Annotated in this window: 18 protein-coding genes; 7 read left to right on the plus strand and 11 right to left on the minus strand. The window is 65.7% G+C overall.

What is annotated here, in order from left to right; translation table 11 throughout:
• Positions 1-11: 11 nt before the first annotated feature.
• From pheS to infC, 5 genes are all read right to left on the minus strand, one after another.
• Positions 12-1097 (minus strand): phenylalanine--tRNA ligase subunit alpha, encoded by a 1086-nt coding sequence (gene pheS, locus Q9316_RS19705; RefSeq protein ID WP_306033252.1) that lies wholly within the window; start codon positions 1095-1097, stop codon positions 12-14.
• Positions 1090-1956 (minus strand): lipopolysaccharide kinase InaA family protein, encoded by an 867-nt coding sequence (locus Q9316_RS19710; protein WP_306033253.1) that lies wholly within the window; start codon positions 1954-1956, stop codon positions 1090-1092. The genes pheS and Q9316_RS19710 overlap by 8 nt, the downstream gene beginning before the upstream one ends.
• An 87-nt stretch (positions 1957-2043) precedes the next feature.
• Positions 2044-2448, minus strand: a complete 405-nt coding sequence (gene rplT / locus Q9316_RS19715) for a 50S ribosomal protein L20 (RefSeq protein WP_069060325.1) — start codon at positions 2446-2448, stop codon at positions 2044-2046.
• A 38-nt stretch (positions 2449-2486) separates the two neighbouring features.
• Positions 2487-2690 (minus strand): 50S ribosomal protein L35, encoded by a 204-nt coding sequence (gene rpmI / locus Q9316_RS19720; protein WP_024270153.1) that lies wholly within the window; start codon positions 2688-2690, stop codon positions 2487-2489.
• 220 nt (positions 2691-2910) lie between these two features.
• Entirely contained in the window at positions 2911-3447 is a 537-nt protein-coding gene (gene infC, locus Q9316_RS19725) for a translation initiation factor IF-3 (RefSeq protein WP_306035364.1), read from the minus strand.
• 234 nt (positions 3448-3681) lie between these two features.
• Between infC and Q9316_RS19730 the strand changes: the two genes are divergently transcribed.
• Positions 3682-4500, plus strand: a complete 819-nt coding sequence (locus Q9316_RS19730; protein ID WP_306033254.1) for an alpha/beta hydrolase — start codon at positions 3682-3684, stop codon at positions 4498-4500.
• Between the two features lie 113 nt (positions 4501-4613).
• The gene (locus Q9316_RS19735; protein ID WP_306033255.1) at positions 4614-5231 is read left to right on the plus strand and encodes a transglutaminase-like cysteine peptidase; all 618 of its coding nucleotides are present in this window, start codon (positions 4614-4616) and stop codon (positions 5229-5231) included.
• Positions 5232-5312: 81 nt separating this feature from the next.
• On the opposite strand, the gene Q9316_RS19740 is transcribed toward Q9316_RS19735, so the two are convergent.
• Positions 5313-6299, minus strand: a complete 987-nt coding sequence (locus Q9316_RS19740; protein WP_306033256.1) for a Gfo/Idh/MocA family protein — start codon at positions 6297-6299, stop codon at positions 5313-5315.
• 157 nt (positions 6300-6456) lie between these two features.
• Between Q9316_RS19740 and Q9316_RS19745 the strand changes: the two genes are divergently transcribed.
• Positions 6457-7407: an aldo/keto reductase gene (locus Q9316_RS19745; protein WP_306033257.1), complete on the plus strand. Its 951-nt coding sequence runs from the start codon at positions 6457-6459 to the stop codon at positions 7405-7407.
• A 2-nt stretch (positions 7408-7409) separates the two neighbouring features.
• A complete protein-coding gene (locus tag Q9316_RS19750) occupies positions 7410-7853 on the plus strand; it encodes a GNAT family N-acetyltransferase (RefSeq protein ID WP_306033258.1) in 444 nt (147 codons plus the stop codon).
• On the opposite strand, the gene Q9316_RS19755 is transcribed toward Q9316_RS19750, so the two are convergent.
• Positions 7850-8740: a LysR family transcriptional regulator gene (locus Q9316_RS19755; protein ID WP_306033259.1), complete on the minus strand. Its 891-nt coding sequence runs from the start codon at positions 8738-8740 to the stop codon at positions 7850-7852. The genes Q9316_RS19750 and Q9316_RS19755 overlap by 4 nt on opposite strands.
• 145 nt (positions 8741-8885) lie before the next feature.
• Here Q9316_RS19755 and Q9316_RS19760 point away from each other — a divergent pair, with 145 nt between their 5' ends.
• Positions 8886-9884 (plus strand): aldo/keto reductase, encoded by a 999-nt coding sequence (locus tag Q9316_RS19760; protein WP_306033260.1) that lies wholly within the window; start codon positions 8886-8888, stop codon positions 9882-9884.
• Positions 9885-9941: 57 nt separating this feature from the next.
• Here the strand turns inward: Q9316_RS19760 and Q9316_RS19765 are convergent, their stop codons facing one another.
• Both Q9316_RS19765 and Q9316_RS19770 read right to left on the minus strand, forming a co-directional pair.
• Positions 9942-10469, minus strand: coding sequence for a GNAT family N-acetyltransferase (locus Q9316_RS19765; protein ID WP_306033261.1), 528 nt, complete (start codon positions 10467-10469; stop codon positions 9942-9944).
• A 14-nt stretch (positions 10470-10483) separates the two neighbouring features.
• The gene (locus Q9316_RS19770) at positions 10484-11062 is read right to left on the minus strand and encodes a helix-turn-helix domain-containing protein (RefSeq protein ID WP_306033262.1); all 579 of its coding nucleotides are present in this window, start codon (positions 11060-11062) and stop codon (positions 10484-10486) included.
• A gap of 140 nt (positions 11063-11202) precedes the next feature.
• On the opposite strand from Q9316_RS19770, the gene Q9316_RS19775 reads away from it, so the two are divergent.
• Complete coding sequence (locus Q9316_RS19775; RefSeq protein WP_306033263.1) at positions 11203-12453, plus strand: MFS transporter; 1251 nt, start codon at positions 11203-11205, stop codon at positions 12451-12453.
• A 61-nt stretch (positions 12454-12514) separates the two neighbouring features.
• Entirely contained in the window at positions 12515-14347 is a 1833-nt protein-coding gene (lepA, locus tag Q9316_RS19780; protein WP_306033264.1) for a translation elongation factor 4, read from the plus strand.
• 36 nt (positions 14348-14383) lie between these two features.
• Here lepA and Q9316_RS19785 read toward each other — a convergent pair whose 3' ends face one another.
• Together Q9316_RS19785 and Q9316_RS19790 are read right to left on the minus strand one after the other, a co-directional pair.
• Complete coding sequence (locus Q9316_RS19785) at positions 14384-15130, minus strand: F0F1 ATP synthase subunit A (RefSeq protein ID WP_306033265.1); 747 nt, start codon at positions 15128-15130, stop codon at positions 14384-14386.
• A 340-nt stretch (positions 15131-15470) separates the two neighbouring features.
• Positions 15471-16187 carry a pyridoxamine 5'-phosphate oxidase family protein gene (locus tag Q9316_RS19790; RefSeq protein ID WP_306033266.1) on the minus strand — a complete coding sequence of 239 codons (717 nt, stop codon included), beginning with the start codon at positions 16185-16187 and terminating at the stop codon, positions 15471-15473.
• Positions 16188-16194: the final 7 nt, after the last annotated feature.

Below are 16194 nucleotides of genomic sequence, written 5' to 3' on the forward strand. Positions count from 1 at the left end.
TTGGATGCCGGTTACGCGCTGAGGCCGCCGAACAGGGTCGGCATGTCGAGCGGGCGGAAGCCGTAGTGGCTGAGCCAGCGGACGTCGGCGTTGAAGAAGTCGCGCAGATCAGGCATGCCGTATTTCAGCATGGCGATGCGGTCGAGGCCCATGCCCCAGGCAAAGCCCTGATATTCGTCCGGATCGAGCCCGCCGGCGCGCAGCACGTTCGGGTGGACCATGCCGCAGCCGAGGATCTCCATCCAGTCCGTGCCCTCGCCGAACTTGACGATGGGTCCCGACGAGCGGTCGCACTGGATGTCGACCTCGAAGGAGGGCTCGGTAAACGGGAAGAAGGACGGGCGGAAGCGCATGGTGACGCTGTCGACCTCGAAGAAGGCCTTGCAGAACTCTTCCAGCACCCAGCGCATGTTGGCGACATTCGCCTTCTTGTCGACCACGAGGCCCTCGACCTGGTGGAACATCGGCGAATGCGTCGCGTCCGAATCCTGTCGGTAGGTCTTGCCGGGAATGATGATGCGGATCGGCGGCTTTTGCGCTTCCATGGTGCGCACCTGGACGGGCGAGGTGTGCGTGCGCAGCACCTTGCGCTCGCCGCTCTCGTCCGCGGGGAAGAAGAACGTGTCGTGCATCTCGCGGGCCGGATGGCCCTCGGGGAAATTCAGCGCCGTGAAATTGTAGTAGTCTGTCTCGACGTCAGGACCCTCGGCGATGGAAAAGCCCATGTCGCCGAAGATCGCGGTGATCTCGTCGACGATCTGGCTGATCGGATGGATGCGACCGCGCTCGGCCGGCGAGGAGCGGACCGGCAGGCTGACATCGACCGTTTCGGCCGCAAGGCGCGCCTCGATGGCGGCATCGCGCAGAGCCGTCTTGCGCGCGGTAATGGCGTCCGTCACGCGCGTCTTCAGCGCGTTGATCGCCGCGCCGCGTGTCTGACGCTCTTCCGGCGGCATGGCGCCGAGCGTCTTCAGAAGTTCCGAGACGGAGCCCTTCTTGCCAAGCGCGCCAACGCGCACGGCTTCGATCGCCGCTTCGTCGGAGGCCGCGTCAACGTCGGAAAGGAGCTGCTTTTCCAGTGTGTCGAGTTCAGTCATCTTTACCTGCTTTGCTTGCGTCGGCCGGGCGGGGAGGCAGAAGAGCCTCGGACAGATAGCGGGTTGCGGCGAGGAAGCGTCGCAGATCACTACCCATGTGCACGCGCCCGATCAATTGGGTTGGCGATAAAAACTTGCCGAGAAACCGGAGCATTGCCGCCAGTTCCGCCTCGGCGGCGGAAGGCGCGTTGGTGCGCCAGGCGGCATAGGCCTTGTCGGCCGTCGCCTTGCCGAGCCGGGCGCGGTCGGTGAGCTGCAGAAAGAGCAGCCAGAGGTCGCGCGCCTGGGCGGTGGCGAGCGGCATGGCGGCCTCCGGCTCCTCCTCGAAATCCATGAAGCCGATGCGCCGCTCGCCGGCCACGAAGAAATCGCGCGGGTGCGGTCGCCCGTGGCAGAGGCCCTTGCCGTGCAGCGCGCCGAGATGGGCGGCGCAGGCGACGAGCAGGGCGTCATGGCCGGCGGGATCGGTGTCGCGCAACATGTCGAGGCGGGCCGTCACGGTCGGCGCGACGTCGGACAGCACCAGCGCGCTGCCGGACGAATAGAGCACCTGCGGCACCGGCACGCCCTTCTCGGCGAAGGTCTCGATGCGGCGGATTTCCCGCGCGATCATGCCTTTGCTGTCGAGATAGGGGGAGGGACGCAGGAACGGCTGGCCGAACAGGCCGGCGAGCGCCGTCTGCGCCTTCGTCCAGACCGGCGGGCGCTCGGTGCCGTAGCGCTTGATCCACACGGCGCCGAAGGAGAGCTCCACCCGCTCGACCCGGCGCGTCTCGCGGGTCAGCGCGGCAAGCAGCGTCTCGATATCCCCGTCCGTCATGTTGGGGATCGTCTCGAGCGCGGTAAGCCTGCCGTCCATGGCCGAAATCCTGATGTTAAAACAAAAACCCGCACCGGTTCCCCGGCGCGGGTTTCACAACGAAGCGAAGATGGTTGTGAGCGCCGGTTAGTTGACGGCGGCCTCAAACTCGTTCTTCGTGCCGGCGTCCTTGAGGTATTCCAGAGCCTTCTTGGAGGCAGCGACGAGCGCGCCGAAAGCTTCGGTCTCATGGATCGCCATGTCGGACAGCACCTTGCGGTCGACTTCGATGCCGGCCTTGTTCAGACCGTCGATGAAGCGGCCGTAGGTCAGGCCATGCTCGCGGACGGCAGCGTTGATGCGCTGGATCCAGAGCGCGCGGAAATTGCGCTTGTTGACCTTGCGGTCGCGGTAGGCGAACTGCTTGGAACGATCAACCGCTGCCTTGGCGGCGCGGATGGTGTTCTTGCGGCGGCCGTAGAAACCCTTGGCTGCCTTCAGCGTCTTCTTGTGCTTGGCGTGGGAAGTAACGCCGCGTTTTACACGTGCCATGTCATGATCTCCTTAACGTATCAAATGCTCGAGAAGTCTCAGAGACCGTTCGGCAGGTAGTTCTTGATGACCTTCTTGCCATCGGGCTCGGCCAGCACCATGGTGCCGCGCGCGTCGCGAATGAACTTGTTGGTACGCTTGATCATGCCGTGGCGCTTGCCGGCAGCGGCAGCGACGACCTTGCCGGTCGCGGTGATCTTGAACCGCTTCTTGGCAGACGATTTCGTCTTCATCTTGGGCATTTTGCTACTCCATTCTTCTTGAATTCGAACCGCGTGACGATGCGCGGCTCCAGCGTAAAGAACGGCCACGGCATGCCCTGCCGGACCGTTCGGACGGCGGCTTGTAACCGAAGTCCCCGAAAAGCGCAACCGGAATCCGAAATTCCGGCGGCGGAAAGGAAAAGCCGCCCGGAAAAGGCGGCTTTGATCCGTTCGGCACGAAAGGTGCCAGGGACGAGGCTCACCGAGGGGCGAGCACCATCATCATCTGGCGCCCCTCGAGCTTCGGCTCGGCTTCGACCTTGGCGATGGTCTGGGTGTCTTCCTTGACCTGCAGCAGGAGCTTCATGCCGAGTTCCTGGTGGGCCATTTCGCGGCCGCGGAACTTCAGCGTCACCTTGACCTTGTCGCCTTCTTCGAAGAAGCGGTTCATGGCCTTCATCTTCACGTCATAGTCATGCGTGTCGATGTTCGGGCGCATCTTGATTTCCTTGATCTCGACGATCTTCTGCTTCTTGCGCGCTTCGGCCGCCTTCTTCTGGTTGGCGTATTTCAGCTTGCCGAGGTCAAGGATCTTGCAGACGGGCGGTTCGGAGTTCGGCGAGATCTCCACGAGATCGAGGCCGGCTTCTTCCGCCATGCGGAGTGCCTGATCGGTGGGGACGGTGCCGTGGTTGTTGCCGTCGGCATCGATAAGCTGGACGCGGGGAATCCGGATTTCCTTGTTGGAACGCGGGCCGTCTTTGACGGGGGCTTCCGCTTTGAAGGGTCTGCGAATGGTCGTGTTCTCCTCGAACTGTTTCGACTGGTATGAATCTGTGCGTCGACCGGGCCGTTTTTGCCCGCCTTGCGGCGTTTGTCGGCAATGTGTTGATCGCGCTTGCGAAGTCAATAGCATGCCGCACGGAAAAAATCACCACCTGTCCTTGCACGCGCGAATCTGGTCTAGCTCTCGGCCAAAGGCCGGCGGACAGGCAGTTTGCGGGGCCGGGCGCACGAGAAGGAGATAGGCATGACAGCGACGAACGACAACGCCACCGCGGCGGATTTCATCGAGGTCGGCGAGGGAGCGGATGCACGGCGGATCGCCGTCGCGCTGCAGCCGCCCGCCGCCGGCAATACGCTCGCCCATCTCGTCTGGCTCGGCGGCTACCGCTCCGACATGGCGGGCACCAAGGCCGTCGAACTGGCGGGCCTTGCCGCCCGTCTCGGCACCGGCTGCGTGCGCTTCGACTATTCCGGCCACGGCGCTTCGGGCGGCGCCTTCGTCGACGGCACGATCTCGCGCTGGCTGGAGGAATCGCTCGCCGTCATCGGTCATGCCGGAAAGACCCTCGGCACCCGCCGCGTCGTGCTCGTCGGTTCGTCCATGGGCGGCTGGATCGCGCTGCGCGCCGTCGCGGAACTTGCCAGCCGCCAGGACATCGAGATCGCCGGCCTCGTTCTCATCGCCCCTGCGCCGGATTTCACCGCCGAGCTGATCGAGCCCAACCTGACGGAGGCCGAGCGCACGGCGCTGGCCGAGCGCGGCCAGTTCGAGGAGCCGACTCCCTACGGACCCGACCCGAACATCTACACGCTGAAGCTCATCGAGGACGGCCGCGCGAACCGCGTGCTCACCGGCGTCATCGAGACCGGCTGCCCGGTGCATATCCTCCAGGGCATGGCCGATCCCGACGTACCTTACGCCCATGCGGTGCGCCTGATGGAGCACCTTTCGGGCGACGACGTGGTCCTGACGATGATCCGCGACGGCGACCACCGCCTGTCGCGGCCGCAGGACATCGCCAAGATCCTCGAGGCGGCGGAGGTTTTGGCCCACGGGCAATGACGGCGGCTGGCGCCGGCCGCGCATTTTAACCATAATACGGCATCACGAATTCTGATGATTGACGAGAGGCCCTCCTCACCGTTAACTCTTTGTTAACGATTAGGGGACGTTTCATGGCACGAATGATTGGTGCGAAGGCTGGGGTTGCGGCGTTTCTCGCTCTCCTCGTTTCTTCTTCCTCGGCTTTCACTGCACCGGCATCGGCGTCTTCCATGAAGACGGGCGGCGTCACCTCGCAGCCGATCGGCCATTACGAGTTCTGCCAGACCTACAAGTCCGAATGCCGCGCCGGCGCGCGCAGCCAGGCGCCTGCCAAGGTGACGGAGTTCGGCTGGTCGGTGGTCCGCCAGATCAATGCGGGCATCAACCGCGACATCACCCCGATGACCGACAAGGAACTGCACGGCCGGGACGAATACTGGTCCTATCCTGACGGCGCCGGCGACTGCGAGGACTTCGTCCTCCTCAAGCGCAAGAAGCTGATGCAGAAGGGCTTTGCCGCCGGCGATCTCCTGATCACCGTCGTGCGCAAGCCGGATGGCGAGGGCCATGCCGTGCTGACGCTGCGCACCACCCAGGGCGACTATGTCCTCGACAACCTCAACAACGAGGTGAAGCTCTGGACCGAGACGCCCTACCGCTATCTCAAACGCCAGGCCTCGTTCCATGCTGGCCGCTGGGTCTCGATCGAAAACGGCGATGCCGTCATGGTCTCGTCAGTCGGCCAGTAAGCAGGCCGCATCCTGTATTTGAAAAGGCCGCGGAGCGATCCGCGGCCTTTGGTTTGTCCGTGACCTTTCCGGCGCTGAAGCTCAAACCGCCTCCCAGCCGTCTTTCTCGCTGGCGCGGTAGATGGCGTCGATGAGCTTCTGGTTGTTAACAGAGCTTTCGAGCGTCACCACCTCCTCGTTCTCGCCGAGCGCCGCCCTGGTGAAGGCTTCGGCCTGGCGCTTGTACTGGCGTGCGTCCTGGAAACGGAAGAGCTGGCTCTCGCCATGGCTCTGGTTGGTCAGCTCGATTTCCTCCGCGCCGTAGCGGTCGGCGTTGAACGGCGACTTCACCTCGATGAAGCCCTTGTCGCCGTGGAACACCATGACCTGGCGCTGGGCAAGCTGGGTGGAGATGTAGAAGGACAGCTCGAAGTCGCCGAAATCGGCGCGCACGCTCGAATAGATGTCGGTGCCGAAATCCGGGTCGCGGTCGGTGCTCGCCTGCACGCGCACCGGCTCCCTGCCGGTGACAAAGCGCGTGGTGATCGTCGGGTAGACGCCGATATCCGGCAGGCCGCCGCCGCCGAGCGCCGGCACGTTGCGCATGTTGCCGGGATCGCGGTTGAAATAGGTGAAGGCGCCCTGCACATGGCGCAGCCGGCCGATCGCCCCTTCCGCCAGCAGCGCGCGGACCTTGCGCCAGACGGGGCTGTAGGTGACCATGTAGGCCTCGCAGATCAGCACCTTGTTGCGCTCGCGCGCTTCGATCAGCGCGCCGATCTCACCGGCATCGAGGGCGATCGGCTTTTCGCACAGCACATGCTTGCCGGCATCCGCCGCCTTGATCGACCATTCCACATGCTGCGAGGTCGGCAGCGGGATATAGACGGCGTCGATCGTGTCGGAGGCCAGCATCTCCTCGTAGGAGCCGAAGGCATGCGGCACGGAGAAGCGGTCCGCCATGGCGCGTGCCTTGGCACGGTCGCGGCTGGCGATTGCGGCGACGACGCAGTTTTCCGCGTCCTGGATGGCCGGCACGACGAGTTCGCGGCCGATCTTGGCCGTCGACAGGATTCCGAAACGCAGCATGGTGATGTCTCCCTGATTGCGGCGGGGAGACTAGTCCCGAGGTACGTTCCTCGCAAGCGCGGGGCTCCGTAAAAAATCGGCCGCGCCGCGTGCAAAGACCTCCCCTTCACCCTATGTTGGGCAAAACCCTTTTCAGCACGAACCCCTTGGAGGTCCCATGCAGCTCCGCTCCCTCGGCAAGACCGGCCTGTCGATCGCGCCGCTCGTCTTCGGCGGCAATGTCTTCGGCTGGACGGCCGACGAGAAGACCTCCTTCGATCTGCTGGACGCCTTCACAGGCGCCGGCTTCAACGCCATCGACACGGCGGACGTCTATTCCCGCTGGGCGCCGGGCAACGCTGGCGGCGAATCCGAGGCGATCATCGGCAGGTGGCTGAAGCGCTCGGGCATTGCGCGCGACAAGGTGGTGATCATCACCAAGGTCGGCTCCGACATGGGGCAGGGCCGGCGGGACCTCGGGAAGTCCTGGATCGTCGAGGCGGTCGAGGCCTCGCTGAAGCGCCTTGAGACCGATCATATCGACCTCTACCTCTCGCACTGGCCGGACGATGAAACGCCCTATGAGGAAACGCTGGAAGCCCATGCAAGCCTCGTCGCGGCCGGCAAGGTGCGCGCTTTCGGCGCTTCCAATCTCGATGCCGGCCAGTTGCAGGCCTCCTTCGAGGCCGCCGACAAGGCCGGGCTGCCGCGCTATGGCGCGCTCCAGCCGGAATACAATCTCTACGACCGCGCCGGCTTTGAGGGCGCGCTGGCCGATCTCTGCGAGAAGGAGGATATCGGCGTCATCACCTATTACAGCCTCGCCTCCGGGTTCCTGACCAGCAAATACCGCACGAAGGCCGACACCGAGGGCAGGGCGCGCGGCGAGGATGTCGCCCGTTACCTCGATGAGAAGGGCCAGCGCATCCTTGCGGCGCTCGATCGGGTCGCGCCCGAAACGGGCGCAAGGCCGGCGGAGATCGCGCTTGCCTGGCTGATGGCGAAACCCGCCGTGACGGCGCCCATCGCCAGCGCCACCAGCCTGGCCCAGCTCGCCAGCCTGACCAAGGCGGCGGCGCTGACGCTCTCCACCGAAGCGGTTGCCGCGCTCGACAAGGCGGGGGCGTGACCATGGCCCTCACCATCCGCGATGCGGTCGAGAGGGACGAGGCGGCCTTTCGCAGGCTCTGGGCCGGCTACCTCGCCTTCTACAAGACCGATGTGCCGGAGGAGGTCACGGCCTTCACCTGGGCCCGCATCCTCGATGCCGGCTCGCGTGTCTCGATGCGCGTTGCCGAGGAGGACGGGAAGGTGCTGGGCTTCGCCATCCACCACTATCACGAGTCCACCTGGGACATTGCGCCGGAGGGCTATCTCGAAGACCTGTTCGTCGACGAGACCGCGCGCGGCAAGGGCATCGGCCGCGCGCTGATCGACGATCTCGTCGCCATCTCGAAACGCCACGGCTGGCGCGGCATCTACTGGCACACCCGCCACGACAACGCCGGGGCCCGCAGGCTCTACGACAGTTATGTCGAGACGGACGGGCATATCCGCTATCGCCTGCAGACCTAACCTTTATAGCGGAAGAAATCGACGAAGGCGCGCAGCGCCGGGCGCATCTGGCGGCGTGTGGGATAGTAGATCGAGAAGCCGTCGAAGGCCGGGCACCAATCCTCCAGCACCGGGACCAGCCGGCCCGCCGCGATGTCGTCGGCCACCCGCTGGTCGAAGACATAGGCAAGGCCCGCGCCGTCCATCGCCGCCGCCCGCATCAGTCGCTGGTCCGAGACGATCAGCGGCCCCTTGACGTCGACCGTCACCAGCCGTCCGTCCTTCTCCAGTTCCCAGCGGTAGATCCGCCCGCTCGAAAAGCGCCGGCGGATGCAGCGATGCTGCATCAGGTCGCGTGGCTGGAGGGGTTTCGGATGCGCCGCGAAATAGGAAGGCGCGCCGACGATCAGGCCCCGCCACGGCCCGCTCGCCCGCACCGCGATCATGTCCGCCTCCAGGTGCTCGCCCAGCCTCAGGCCCGCATCGAAGCCCTTTTCGACGATGTCCTCGAAGCGGTCGTCCGTGCGCAGCTCCAGCTCGATCTCGGGATAGGCGATGAGGAACGCGCCGAGGCGCGGCATGACGATGTCCTCGGCGGCGATCAGCGGCATGGTGATGCGCAGCGGCCCGGCGGGCCGGCTCTGCCGGTCGGCGAGCGCCTCCATGACGGTGCCGATGTCGGCAAGCGCCGGGGCGAGCGTGTCGAGCAGCAGCCGGCCCTCCTCGGTCGGCGCGACGCTGCGGGTGGTGCGGGCGATGAGCCGCACGCCGAGGCTCGCCTCCAGCGCCGAGATGGCATGGCTGACGGCGGAGGGCGCGATGCCGAGCTCGGCCGCGGCCTTGCGGAAGGAGCGCGCTTCCGCGACGATGGCGAGCACGGCGAGTTGCGAAAGCTGGGTGCGGTTCATTGTTCCAACAGATAGAACAACCCATTGGCTTTTGCAGCAATTTTCAGACGAAGCGCCGCGCCTTAGATTGCGCCTTGCCGGATGACGGCGGATCGCCCGCCGCCCGGTTCGCGGCCCGCTTCGGGTCCCAGAGAAGGATTTTGCCATGAAACACAGAAAACTCGGCACCCTCGACGTCTCCGCCCTCGGCCTCGGCTGCATGGGCATGAGCCACGCCTACGGTCCCTCGGCCGACGAGACCGCGGCCATCCGCACGCTGCACCGCGCCGTCGATCTCGGCGTTACCCTGTTCGACACGGCCGAGGTCTACGGCCCCTACAAGAACGAGATCCTCGTCGGCAAGGCGCTGAAGCCGGTGCGCGAGAAGGTGGCGATCGCCACCAAGTTCGGCTTCCGCATCGACGCCACCAAGCCGTCCGCCGAAATGATCGCCGGTACGGACAGCCGGCCGGAAAACGTAAAAGCCGTCGCAGAGGCCTCGCTGAAGCGGCTCGGCGTCGAGGTGATCGATCTCTTCTACCAGCACCGCGTCGATCCCGCCGTGCCGATCGAGGAAACGGTGGGCGCGATGGCGGACCTCGTGCGCGAAGGCAAGGTCAAGGCGCTCGGCCTCTCGGAGGCCGGCGCCGAGACCATTAGCAAGGCGCATGCCGTGCACCCGATCGCCGCCGTGCAGAGCGAATATTCGCTGTGGACCCGCGACGTGGAGGAGAACGGTGTGCTGGAGGCCTGCCGCGCGCTCGGCATCGGCTTCGTGCCGTTCAGCCCGCTCGGCCGCGGCGTGCTGACAGGCGCGCTGAAGAAGCTCGAGGGGCTCTCGGCCGACGATTTCCGCCGCTCGCTGCCGCGCTTCGACGCGGAGAATTTCGACGCCAACCTCGCGCTGGTGGCATTGCTGGAGGAGATGGCGAAGGAGAAGGACGTCGCCCCGGCGCAGCTTGCGCTCGCCTGGGTGCTGGCACAGGGCGATTTCATCGTGCCGATCCCCGGCGCCAGCAAGGTGCCGCATCTCGAACAGAACGTCGCCGCCGCCGACGTGGCGCTGACGGCCGAGGAAGCCGCCCGCCTCGGCGACCTCCTGTCGCCGGCCAAGGTGGCGGGCGGGCGCTACCCGCAGCGCATGGCCTCGATGGCGAACCGTTAGGACCGATCGCCCTCAGCCCATGCCGGCCTGAACTGAATGTCGATCGATCCTAGGCGTTTACGCGGCGTCCCCGATCCGCTTGTAGAAGAACGTCGTCGCGCAGTAGCGGCCGTCCGGATAGAGCGCATAGTCGGGGATGACGCCGGCGCGCTGCCAGCCGAGGCGCTCGTAGACCGTCTCGGCGGGGCTGCCGGTGGCAGTGTCGAGCACCAGCACGGTCTTGCCGCGGCGGGCGGCTTCCCGCTCCGCCGCGGCCATCAGCGCTCGGGCAAGGCCGCGCCCGCGCTCGCTTTCCATCACCAGCAGCTTCTTGATGTCCGCCCGGTGCGGCTGGTTCGGCATCTGGCGGATGCCGACCTGCACGGTGCCGACGATCCGGCCGTCCCGCTCGGCGGCAAGGAGCACCGTTGCCCCCTCGCCGACCGCCTCCGCGACGCCCTCCCAGAAGGGCAGGGCATCGGCCGGCCCATAGGGCGCCATGAAGCCGACGGAGGCGCCGCCGGCCACGCAGTCGGCCAGCACCGCGGCAAGTTCTCCCGTGCGGGCGCGGGCTTGCGCGTGGTCGAGCAGTTTGATGTCGCTCATCGTTTCCTCTCGGCTCAGGGTCTGCCGCGGTCCAGCACCACGGCATAATGCGCCGGCGCCTCGCCGGGATTTTCGAAGACATGGCCCTCGGTAATGCTCATATGGAGGCAGTCGCCGGGGCGAAGCGCGTGCACCGTTCCGGCGATCGTCATGCGCAGCGCACCGGAAAACAGCCAGACATGCTGCGTCATGCCGGCCCTCGCCGTCTCCGGCGGATAGGCGATGCGCGCGCCGGCGGGAAACTCCACCTCGATCACCTCGACCCGCGCGCCTGTCCCCGCCGGCGAGACGGCGCGGCGCTGGTAGCCCGTCTCCGGATCGCGCCAGACCGGCTGCGCCTCCCGCCGCGACAGGGGATCGCCGTCCCCTTGCGAAAAGGCGAAGAAGGCCGAGAGCGTCAGGTCCAGCGCCGCGCAGAGCCGCGAGAGCAGTTGCGCCGTCGGGCTGGCCTCGCCGCGCTCGATGCGCGAGATCATCGCGCGGCTGACGCCGGAGGAATTCGCGAGGTCGTCGAGCGTCTGGCTGCGCGCCAGGCGCAGCAGCCGCAGCCGCTCGCCGATGGCGCTTTCGAGAGGGTCGGTTTCATTTTCCATTATTGTGGAATAATTATCTCTTATGATGGAGTCAATCGGCATCACCCCATCTCAAAATAATTTCCCGCCATGCCGCTCCGGCGACAATGCGACATCACCCGGCCGGATAAGGTGGCGCGGCAGAATCGGGGAGCGCACGAATGACGGGTGAGACACAGCGGGCATCGTCGCTCTTTTCCATCACCGCCATTGTCGTCTCCATGACCTTCGTCGCCATCGGCAACGGCATCATGCTCGCCTATGTGCCCTATGTGCTGTCGCGCGCCGCCGCGCCCTCGTGGACGCCGGGCGCGGCCGTCACGGCCATCGCCTTCGGCGGGCTCATCGGCTGCGTCATCGCCGGCCCGGTCATCCGCCGCGTCGGCCATGCGCGCGCTTTTTCCTGCTCGCTGGCGCTCGTCATCATCGCCGCTTTCCTCGTGGCGCTCGGCGTCAATCCCATCCTCTGGGTGCTTGCCCGCGGCCTCTACGGCGTCGCCGGCAATTCCAATTTCATTATCGCCCAGAGCTGGCTCAACCACGCGGCCGACAACCGCTGGCGCGGCAAGGCCATGTCGTTCTTCTACATGGCCTATGTGCTGGGCCTCGGCGTCGGCGCATGGTTGTTCGGCCGCATGCCGGCGGACGGCAACCTCGCGCCGCTCGTCACCATCTTCGTCACCACCATCGCCCTCCTGCCCATCGGCCTGACCAAGTTGCCCACCCCGCCGCCGCCGGCCCGCGTCAATCTCGATTTCGCCATGGCCTGGCGCAATTCGCCGGTCGCGCTCATCGGCGTGCTCGCTGCCGGCGGGCTTTCCATGGTCGTGCAGGGTTTCACGCCGATCTATGCCGCCACCAACAATGTCGGCCAGACGGATGTGGCGCTGCTGATGTTCGTCATGCAGTTCGGGCTGATCTTCGTGCAATACCCGCTCGGCACGCTCTCCGACCGCATCGACCGGCGTATCGTGCTGATCTTCACCTGCCTGCTGATCGCGGGCACCGCGGTCGCCGCGCTCTTCGTCTCCTTCGGCGCTTTCCTCGTGCTGATGCTTGTCTTCGCGCTGTGGGCCGGCGCCGTCGAAAGCGTCTATTCCATCGCCAACGCCCATGCCAACGACCGCACCGACCCGGAAGATTTCGTGCCGCTCGCGTCCACGCTGCTGGTCGCCTGGTCCACCTCGGCGACCATCGTGCCGCTCGGCGTCACGGCCCTGACGCCCGTCTTCGGCCCGCAGACTTTCATCTATGCCGCGATGGCCGTCGCGCTGCTCTACGCCGCCTTCGTCGCCCATCGCCTGCGCCTGCGCGAGACGGTGCCGCCCGAGGCGCGGGAGGGTTTCGAGATCCGCAGCGCGCAGGTGCCGAATGCCGGCGCGTTGGTGGAAGGCGACAAGGCCCCGGAATAGCGGCGCTTGCGGCGCAGAAACCCTTCATTTACCGCTTTGCGGGAATCCTGCGCGCTGCTATATGGCGCGCATGAGCACCAATAATTCGACGCCCCTCGACCATATCCGCAATTTCTCGATCGTGGCCCATATCGACCACGGCAAGTCGACGCTTGCCGACCGGCTGATCCAGTCGACCGGCGGCCTTGCCGACCGCGAGATGTCGGAGCAGGTCCTCGACAACATGGACATCGAGCGCGAGCGCGGCATCACCATCAAGGCCCAGACCGTGCGCCTGCACTACAAGGCGAACGACGGCGAGACCTATGTGCTGAACCTCATCGATACGCCCGGCCACGTCGACTTCGCCTACGAAGTCTCGCGTTCGCTGTCGGCCTGCGAGGGCTCGCTGCTCGTCGTCGACGCGTCCCAGGGAGTGGAAGCCCAGACGCTCGCCAACGTCTATCAGGCGATCGACAACAACCACGAGCTCGTCACGGTCCTCAACAAGATTGACCTGCCGGCGGCCGAACCCGACCGCATCCGCGAGCAGATCGAGGAAGTCATCGGCATCGACGCGTCCGACGCGGTGCTGATCTCCGCCAAGACCGGCCTCGGCATCCCGGACGTGCTGGAAGCCATCGTCCAGCGCCTGCCCGCGCCCAAGAGCGAGGGCGGCGAGAAGGCGCCGCTGAAGGCGCTGCTCGTCGACAGCTGGTACGACACCTATCTCGGCGTCATGGTTCTCGTGCGCGTCATCGAGGGCCGGCTCACCAAGGGCCAGACCGTACGCATGATGGGCACGGACGCGAAATACACCATCGAGCGCGTCGGTGTGCTGACGCCCAAGATGGTCGCGGTGGATAGCCTCGGCCCCGGCGAGATCGGCTTCATCACCGCCTCGATCAAGGAAGTGGCCGATACCCGCGTCGGCGACACGATCACCGAGGACAAGCGCCCGACGGCCAAGGCCCTGCCGGGCTTCAAGCCGGCCCAGCCGGTCGTCTTCTGCGGCCTCTTCCCGGTCGATGCGGCCGATTTCGAGGACCTGCGCTCGGCGATGGGCAAGCTGCGCCTCAACGACGCCTCCTTCTCCTTCGAGATGGAGAGCTCCGCCGCCCTCGGCTTCGGTTTCCGCTGCGGCTTCCTCGGCCTGCTGCATCTGGAAATCATCCAGGAGCGCCTGGAGCGCGAGTTCGACCTCGACCTGATCGCGACGGCCCCTTCGGTTGTCTACAAGCTTTTCATGACCGACGGTTCAGAGCGCGAGCTGCACAACCCGGCCGACATGCCCGACGTCGTGAAGATCGCCGAAATCCACGAGCCGTGGATCCGTGCGACGATCCTGACCCCGGACGATTATCTCGGCGGCATCCTGAAGCTCTGCCAGGACCGCCGCGGCATCCAGATCGAGCTGACCTATGTCGGCACGCGCGCCATGCTGACCTACGACCTGCCGCTCAACGAAGTCGTCTTCGACTTCTACGATCGCCTGAAGTCGATCTCAAAGGGCTATGCCTCCTTCGACTACCAGATCACCGACCACAAGGAAGGCAATCTGGTGAAGATGTCGATCCTGGTGAACGGCGAACCGGTCGATGCGCTGTCAATGATGGTGCACCGCATGGCCGCCGAAAAGCGCGGTCGCGAAATGTGCGAGAAGCTCAAGGAGCTGATCCCCAAGCACATGTTCAAGATCCCGATCCAGGCTGCCATCGGCGGCAACGTGATCGCCCGAGAGACCATCTCGGCGCTGCGCAAGGACGTCACCGCCAAGTGCTACGGGGGTGACGCCACCCGCAAGCGCAAGCTGCTGGACAAGCAGAAGGCCGGCAAGAAGCGCATGCGCCAGTTCGGCAAGGTGGAGATCCCGCAGGAAGCCTTCATCGCCGCCCTCAAGATGGGCGACGAATGACAAAGGGCGGCCTCGGCCGCCCTTTCCTTTTGTGCCTCAATGGCCGGGATGCAGCGCGTCGCTCAGATACATGCAGGTCAGCATGGTGAAGACATAGGCTTGGATGACCGCCATCAGCAGCTCCAGCGCCGTCAGTGCCACCGTCATGGAAAAGGGCAGCACCGCTCCCAGCATGCCGAGCGTGCCGAGCCCGCCCATCGAGACGACGAAGCCGGCAAAGACCTTCAGCGTAATATGGCCGGCCAGCATGACGGCGAAGAGACGCACGGAGTGGCTGACGGGACGCGAGAGATAGGAAATCACCTCGATCGGCACGATGATCGGCGTCAGGATCAGCGGCACGCCCGTCGGCACGAAGAGCCGCAGGAAGCCGGCGCCGTGGCGGAACAGGCCGTAGAGCGTGACGGTTGCGAAGACCGTGATGGCCAGCGCGAAGGTGACGATGAGATGGCTCGTCACCGTGAAGGCATAGGGGAACATGCCGAGAAGGTTCGCGACGAGGATGAACATGAACAGCGAGAAGACCAGCGGGAAGAAGCGCATGCCCTCCTCGCCCGCATTGGCGCGCAGCGTCTTGGCGATGAATTCGTAGACAATTTCGGCGCTCGCCTGCCCGCGGCCGGGCACGAGGCTCCTTGCGCGCGTCGCAAGAAGCAGGAAGCCGGTGGCGGCGGCCACGGTCAGCGCCATGTAGGCGGAGGAATTGGTGAAGCTCAGGTCGAGCCCGCCGAGCTCGAAGGGGATCAGCGGCTTGATCTGGAATTGTTCAATGGGTCCGGCCATGGTCTGTCCTCGAAAAGGCGCCAGCATGCGGAACATAGGCCGCAATCGCCAAAGGGCGATGCACGGCGCGCGAAAACCGCAAGGCTGGTCTAGGAAGGGAGGGGTGGGAAGGGTTCAACGGGGCATCCTGATCTCGATTGCGAGAAAAGGGGCCGTCCCCGGAACGAACAAGGCGCAGGTCGTCCCGCGCAAGGGCTGTCTAGCCGCTGTGCCGGCCGAAGGCAAGCACCGGCGCGGCATTCTGTGTCGTCGCGCGCCTTCTCTCCTCCGTCATGCTGGAGGAGAGGAGAGCATTGGAGGCGGGGGGCGGGCGTGCCCACCGCGCGTATGGAAAAAACCCTCAGCCGCCCTCGTAGAGCCGTTGTCCCGCCAATAGTGCCGTATCGAGTCGGCCCTCTGCCGGAAAGATCGACAGGGTTTCCGGCTTCTCGACGCCGTCGATCAGCCGGTGGCAGGTTTGCGCCGTGCCGAGAACGGTGGTGACGGGGATGATGCCGGCCCAGATGGGCAGGGCAAAGTCCTCCTCGTCGTCGCCGACGCCCTTGGCACGTACCTTGGCGGCGGCTTCGTCGATCGGCATGGCGATGATCGTGGTGGCCTTGGCCTCCTGCGGCGTGATCGGGCGCAGCAGCGCGCTGCGCTCCGGGTAGAAGCGGTCGACGACGTCGCGCATCGCCTCGATCTTCTCGTCCGGGTCCTCGACCAGCCGCGCGGTGCCGAAGCACATGGCGGAGCGGTAGTTGGCCGAATGGTTGAAGCCGGAGCGGGCGAGCACCAGCCCGTCGAGATGGGCGACGGTGAGGCAGGCCGGCGTGCCGGTCTTGAGGTGGCGCAGCATGCGGCTGGCGGAGGAGCCGTGCCAGTAGAGCGTATCGCCCTTGCGCCAGAACAGCGTCGGCGTCGCATAGGGCTGGCCGTCGATGACATAGGCGACGTGACAGAGCATGGCGGCGTCAAGGATGGCGTGACCGGCGTCGCGGTCATAGCTGCCGCGTTCGTGCATGCGCTTGACGCGGTTGCGCGGGGTGACGGGGTAGGAACGGGTCTCGGCGGTCATGCGGTCT

The organism is Shinella zoogloeoides, from assembly GCF_030733845.1.
Taxonomy (GTDB): Bacteria; Pseudomonadota; Alphaproteobacteria; order Rhizobiales; family Rhizobiaceae; genus Shinella; species Shinella zoogloeoides_C.

Excerpts from the sequence above, each read along its gene's own strand:
- pheS (WP_306033252.1), bottom strand. The coding sequence starts at position 1,097 with ATGACTGAACTCGACACACTGGAAAAGCAGCTCCTTTCCGACGTTGAC.
- Q9316_RS19710 (WP_306033253.1), bottom strand. The coding sequence starts at position 1,956 with ATGGACGGCAGGCTTACCGCGCTCGAGACGATCCCCAACATGACGGAC.
- rplT (WP_069060325.1), bottom strand. The coding sequence starts at position 2,448 with ATGGCACGTGTAAAACGCGGCGTTACTTCCCACGCCAAGCACAAGAAG.
- rpmI (WP_024270153.1), bottom strand. The coding sequence starts at position 2,690 with ATGCCCAAGATGAAGACGAAATCGTCTGCCAAGAAGCGGTTCAAGATC.
- Q9316_RS19730 (WP_306033254.1), top strand. The coding sequence starts at position 3,682 with ATGACAGCGACGAACGACAACGCCACCGCGGCGGATTTCATCGAGGTC.
- Q9316_RS19735 (WP_306033255.1), top strand. The coding sequence starts at position 4,614 with ATGGCACGAATGATTGGTGCGAAGGCTGGGGTTGCGGCGTTTCTCGCT.
- Q9316_RS19740 (WP_306033256.1), bottom strand. The coding sequence starts at position 6,299 with ATGCTGCGTTTCGGAATCCTGTCGACGGCCAAGATCGGCCGCGAACTC.
- Q9316_RS19745 (WP_306033257.1), top strand. The coding sequence starts at position 6,457 with ATGCAGCTCCGCTCCCTCGGCAAGACCGGCCTGTCGATCGCGCCGCTC.
- Q9316_RS19750 (WP_306033258.1), top strand. The coding sequence starts at position 7,410 with ATGGCCCTCACCATCCGCGATGCGGTCGAGAGGGACGAGGCGGCCTTT.
- Q9316_RS19755 (WP_306033259.1), bottom strand. The coding sequence starts at position 8,740 with ATGAACCGCACCCAGCTTTCGCAACTCGCCGTGCTCGCCATCGTCGCG.
- Q9316_RS19760 (WP_306033260.1), top strand. The coding sequence starts at position 8,886 with ATGAAACACAGAAAACTCGGCACCCTCGACGTCTCCGCCCTCGGCCTC.
- Q9316_RS19765 (WP_306033261.1), bottom strand. The coding sequence starts at position 10,469 with ATGAGCGACATCAAACTGCTCGACCACGCGCAAGCCCGCGCCCGCACG.
- Q9316_RS19770 (WP_306033262.1), bottom strand. The coding sequence starts at position 11,062 with ATGGAAAATGAAACCGACCCTCTCGAAAGCGCCATCGGCGAGCGGCTG.
- Q9316_RS19775 (WP_306033263.1), top strand. The coding sequence starts at position 11,203 with ATGACGGGTGAGACACAGCGGGCATCGTCGCTCTTTTCCATCACCGCC.
- lepA (WP_306033264.1), top strand. The coding sequence starts at position 12,515 with ATGGCGCGCATGAGCACCAATAATTCGACGCCCCTCGACCATATCCGC.
- Q9316_RS19785 (WP_306033265.1), bottom strand. The coding sequence starts at position 15,130 with ATGGCCGGACCCATTGAACAATTCCAGATCAAGCCGCTGATCCCCTTC.
- Q9316_RS19790 (WP_306033266.1), bottom strand. The coding sequence starts at position 16,187 with ATGACCGCCGAGACCCGTTCCTACCCCGTCACCCCGCGCAACCGCGTC.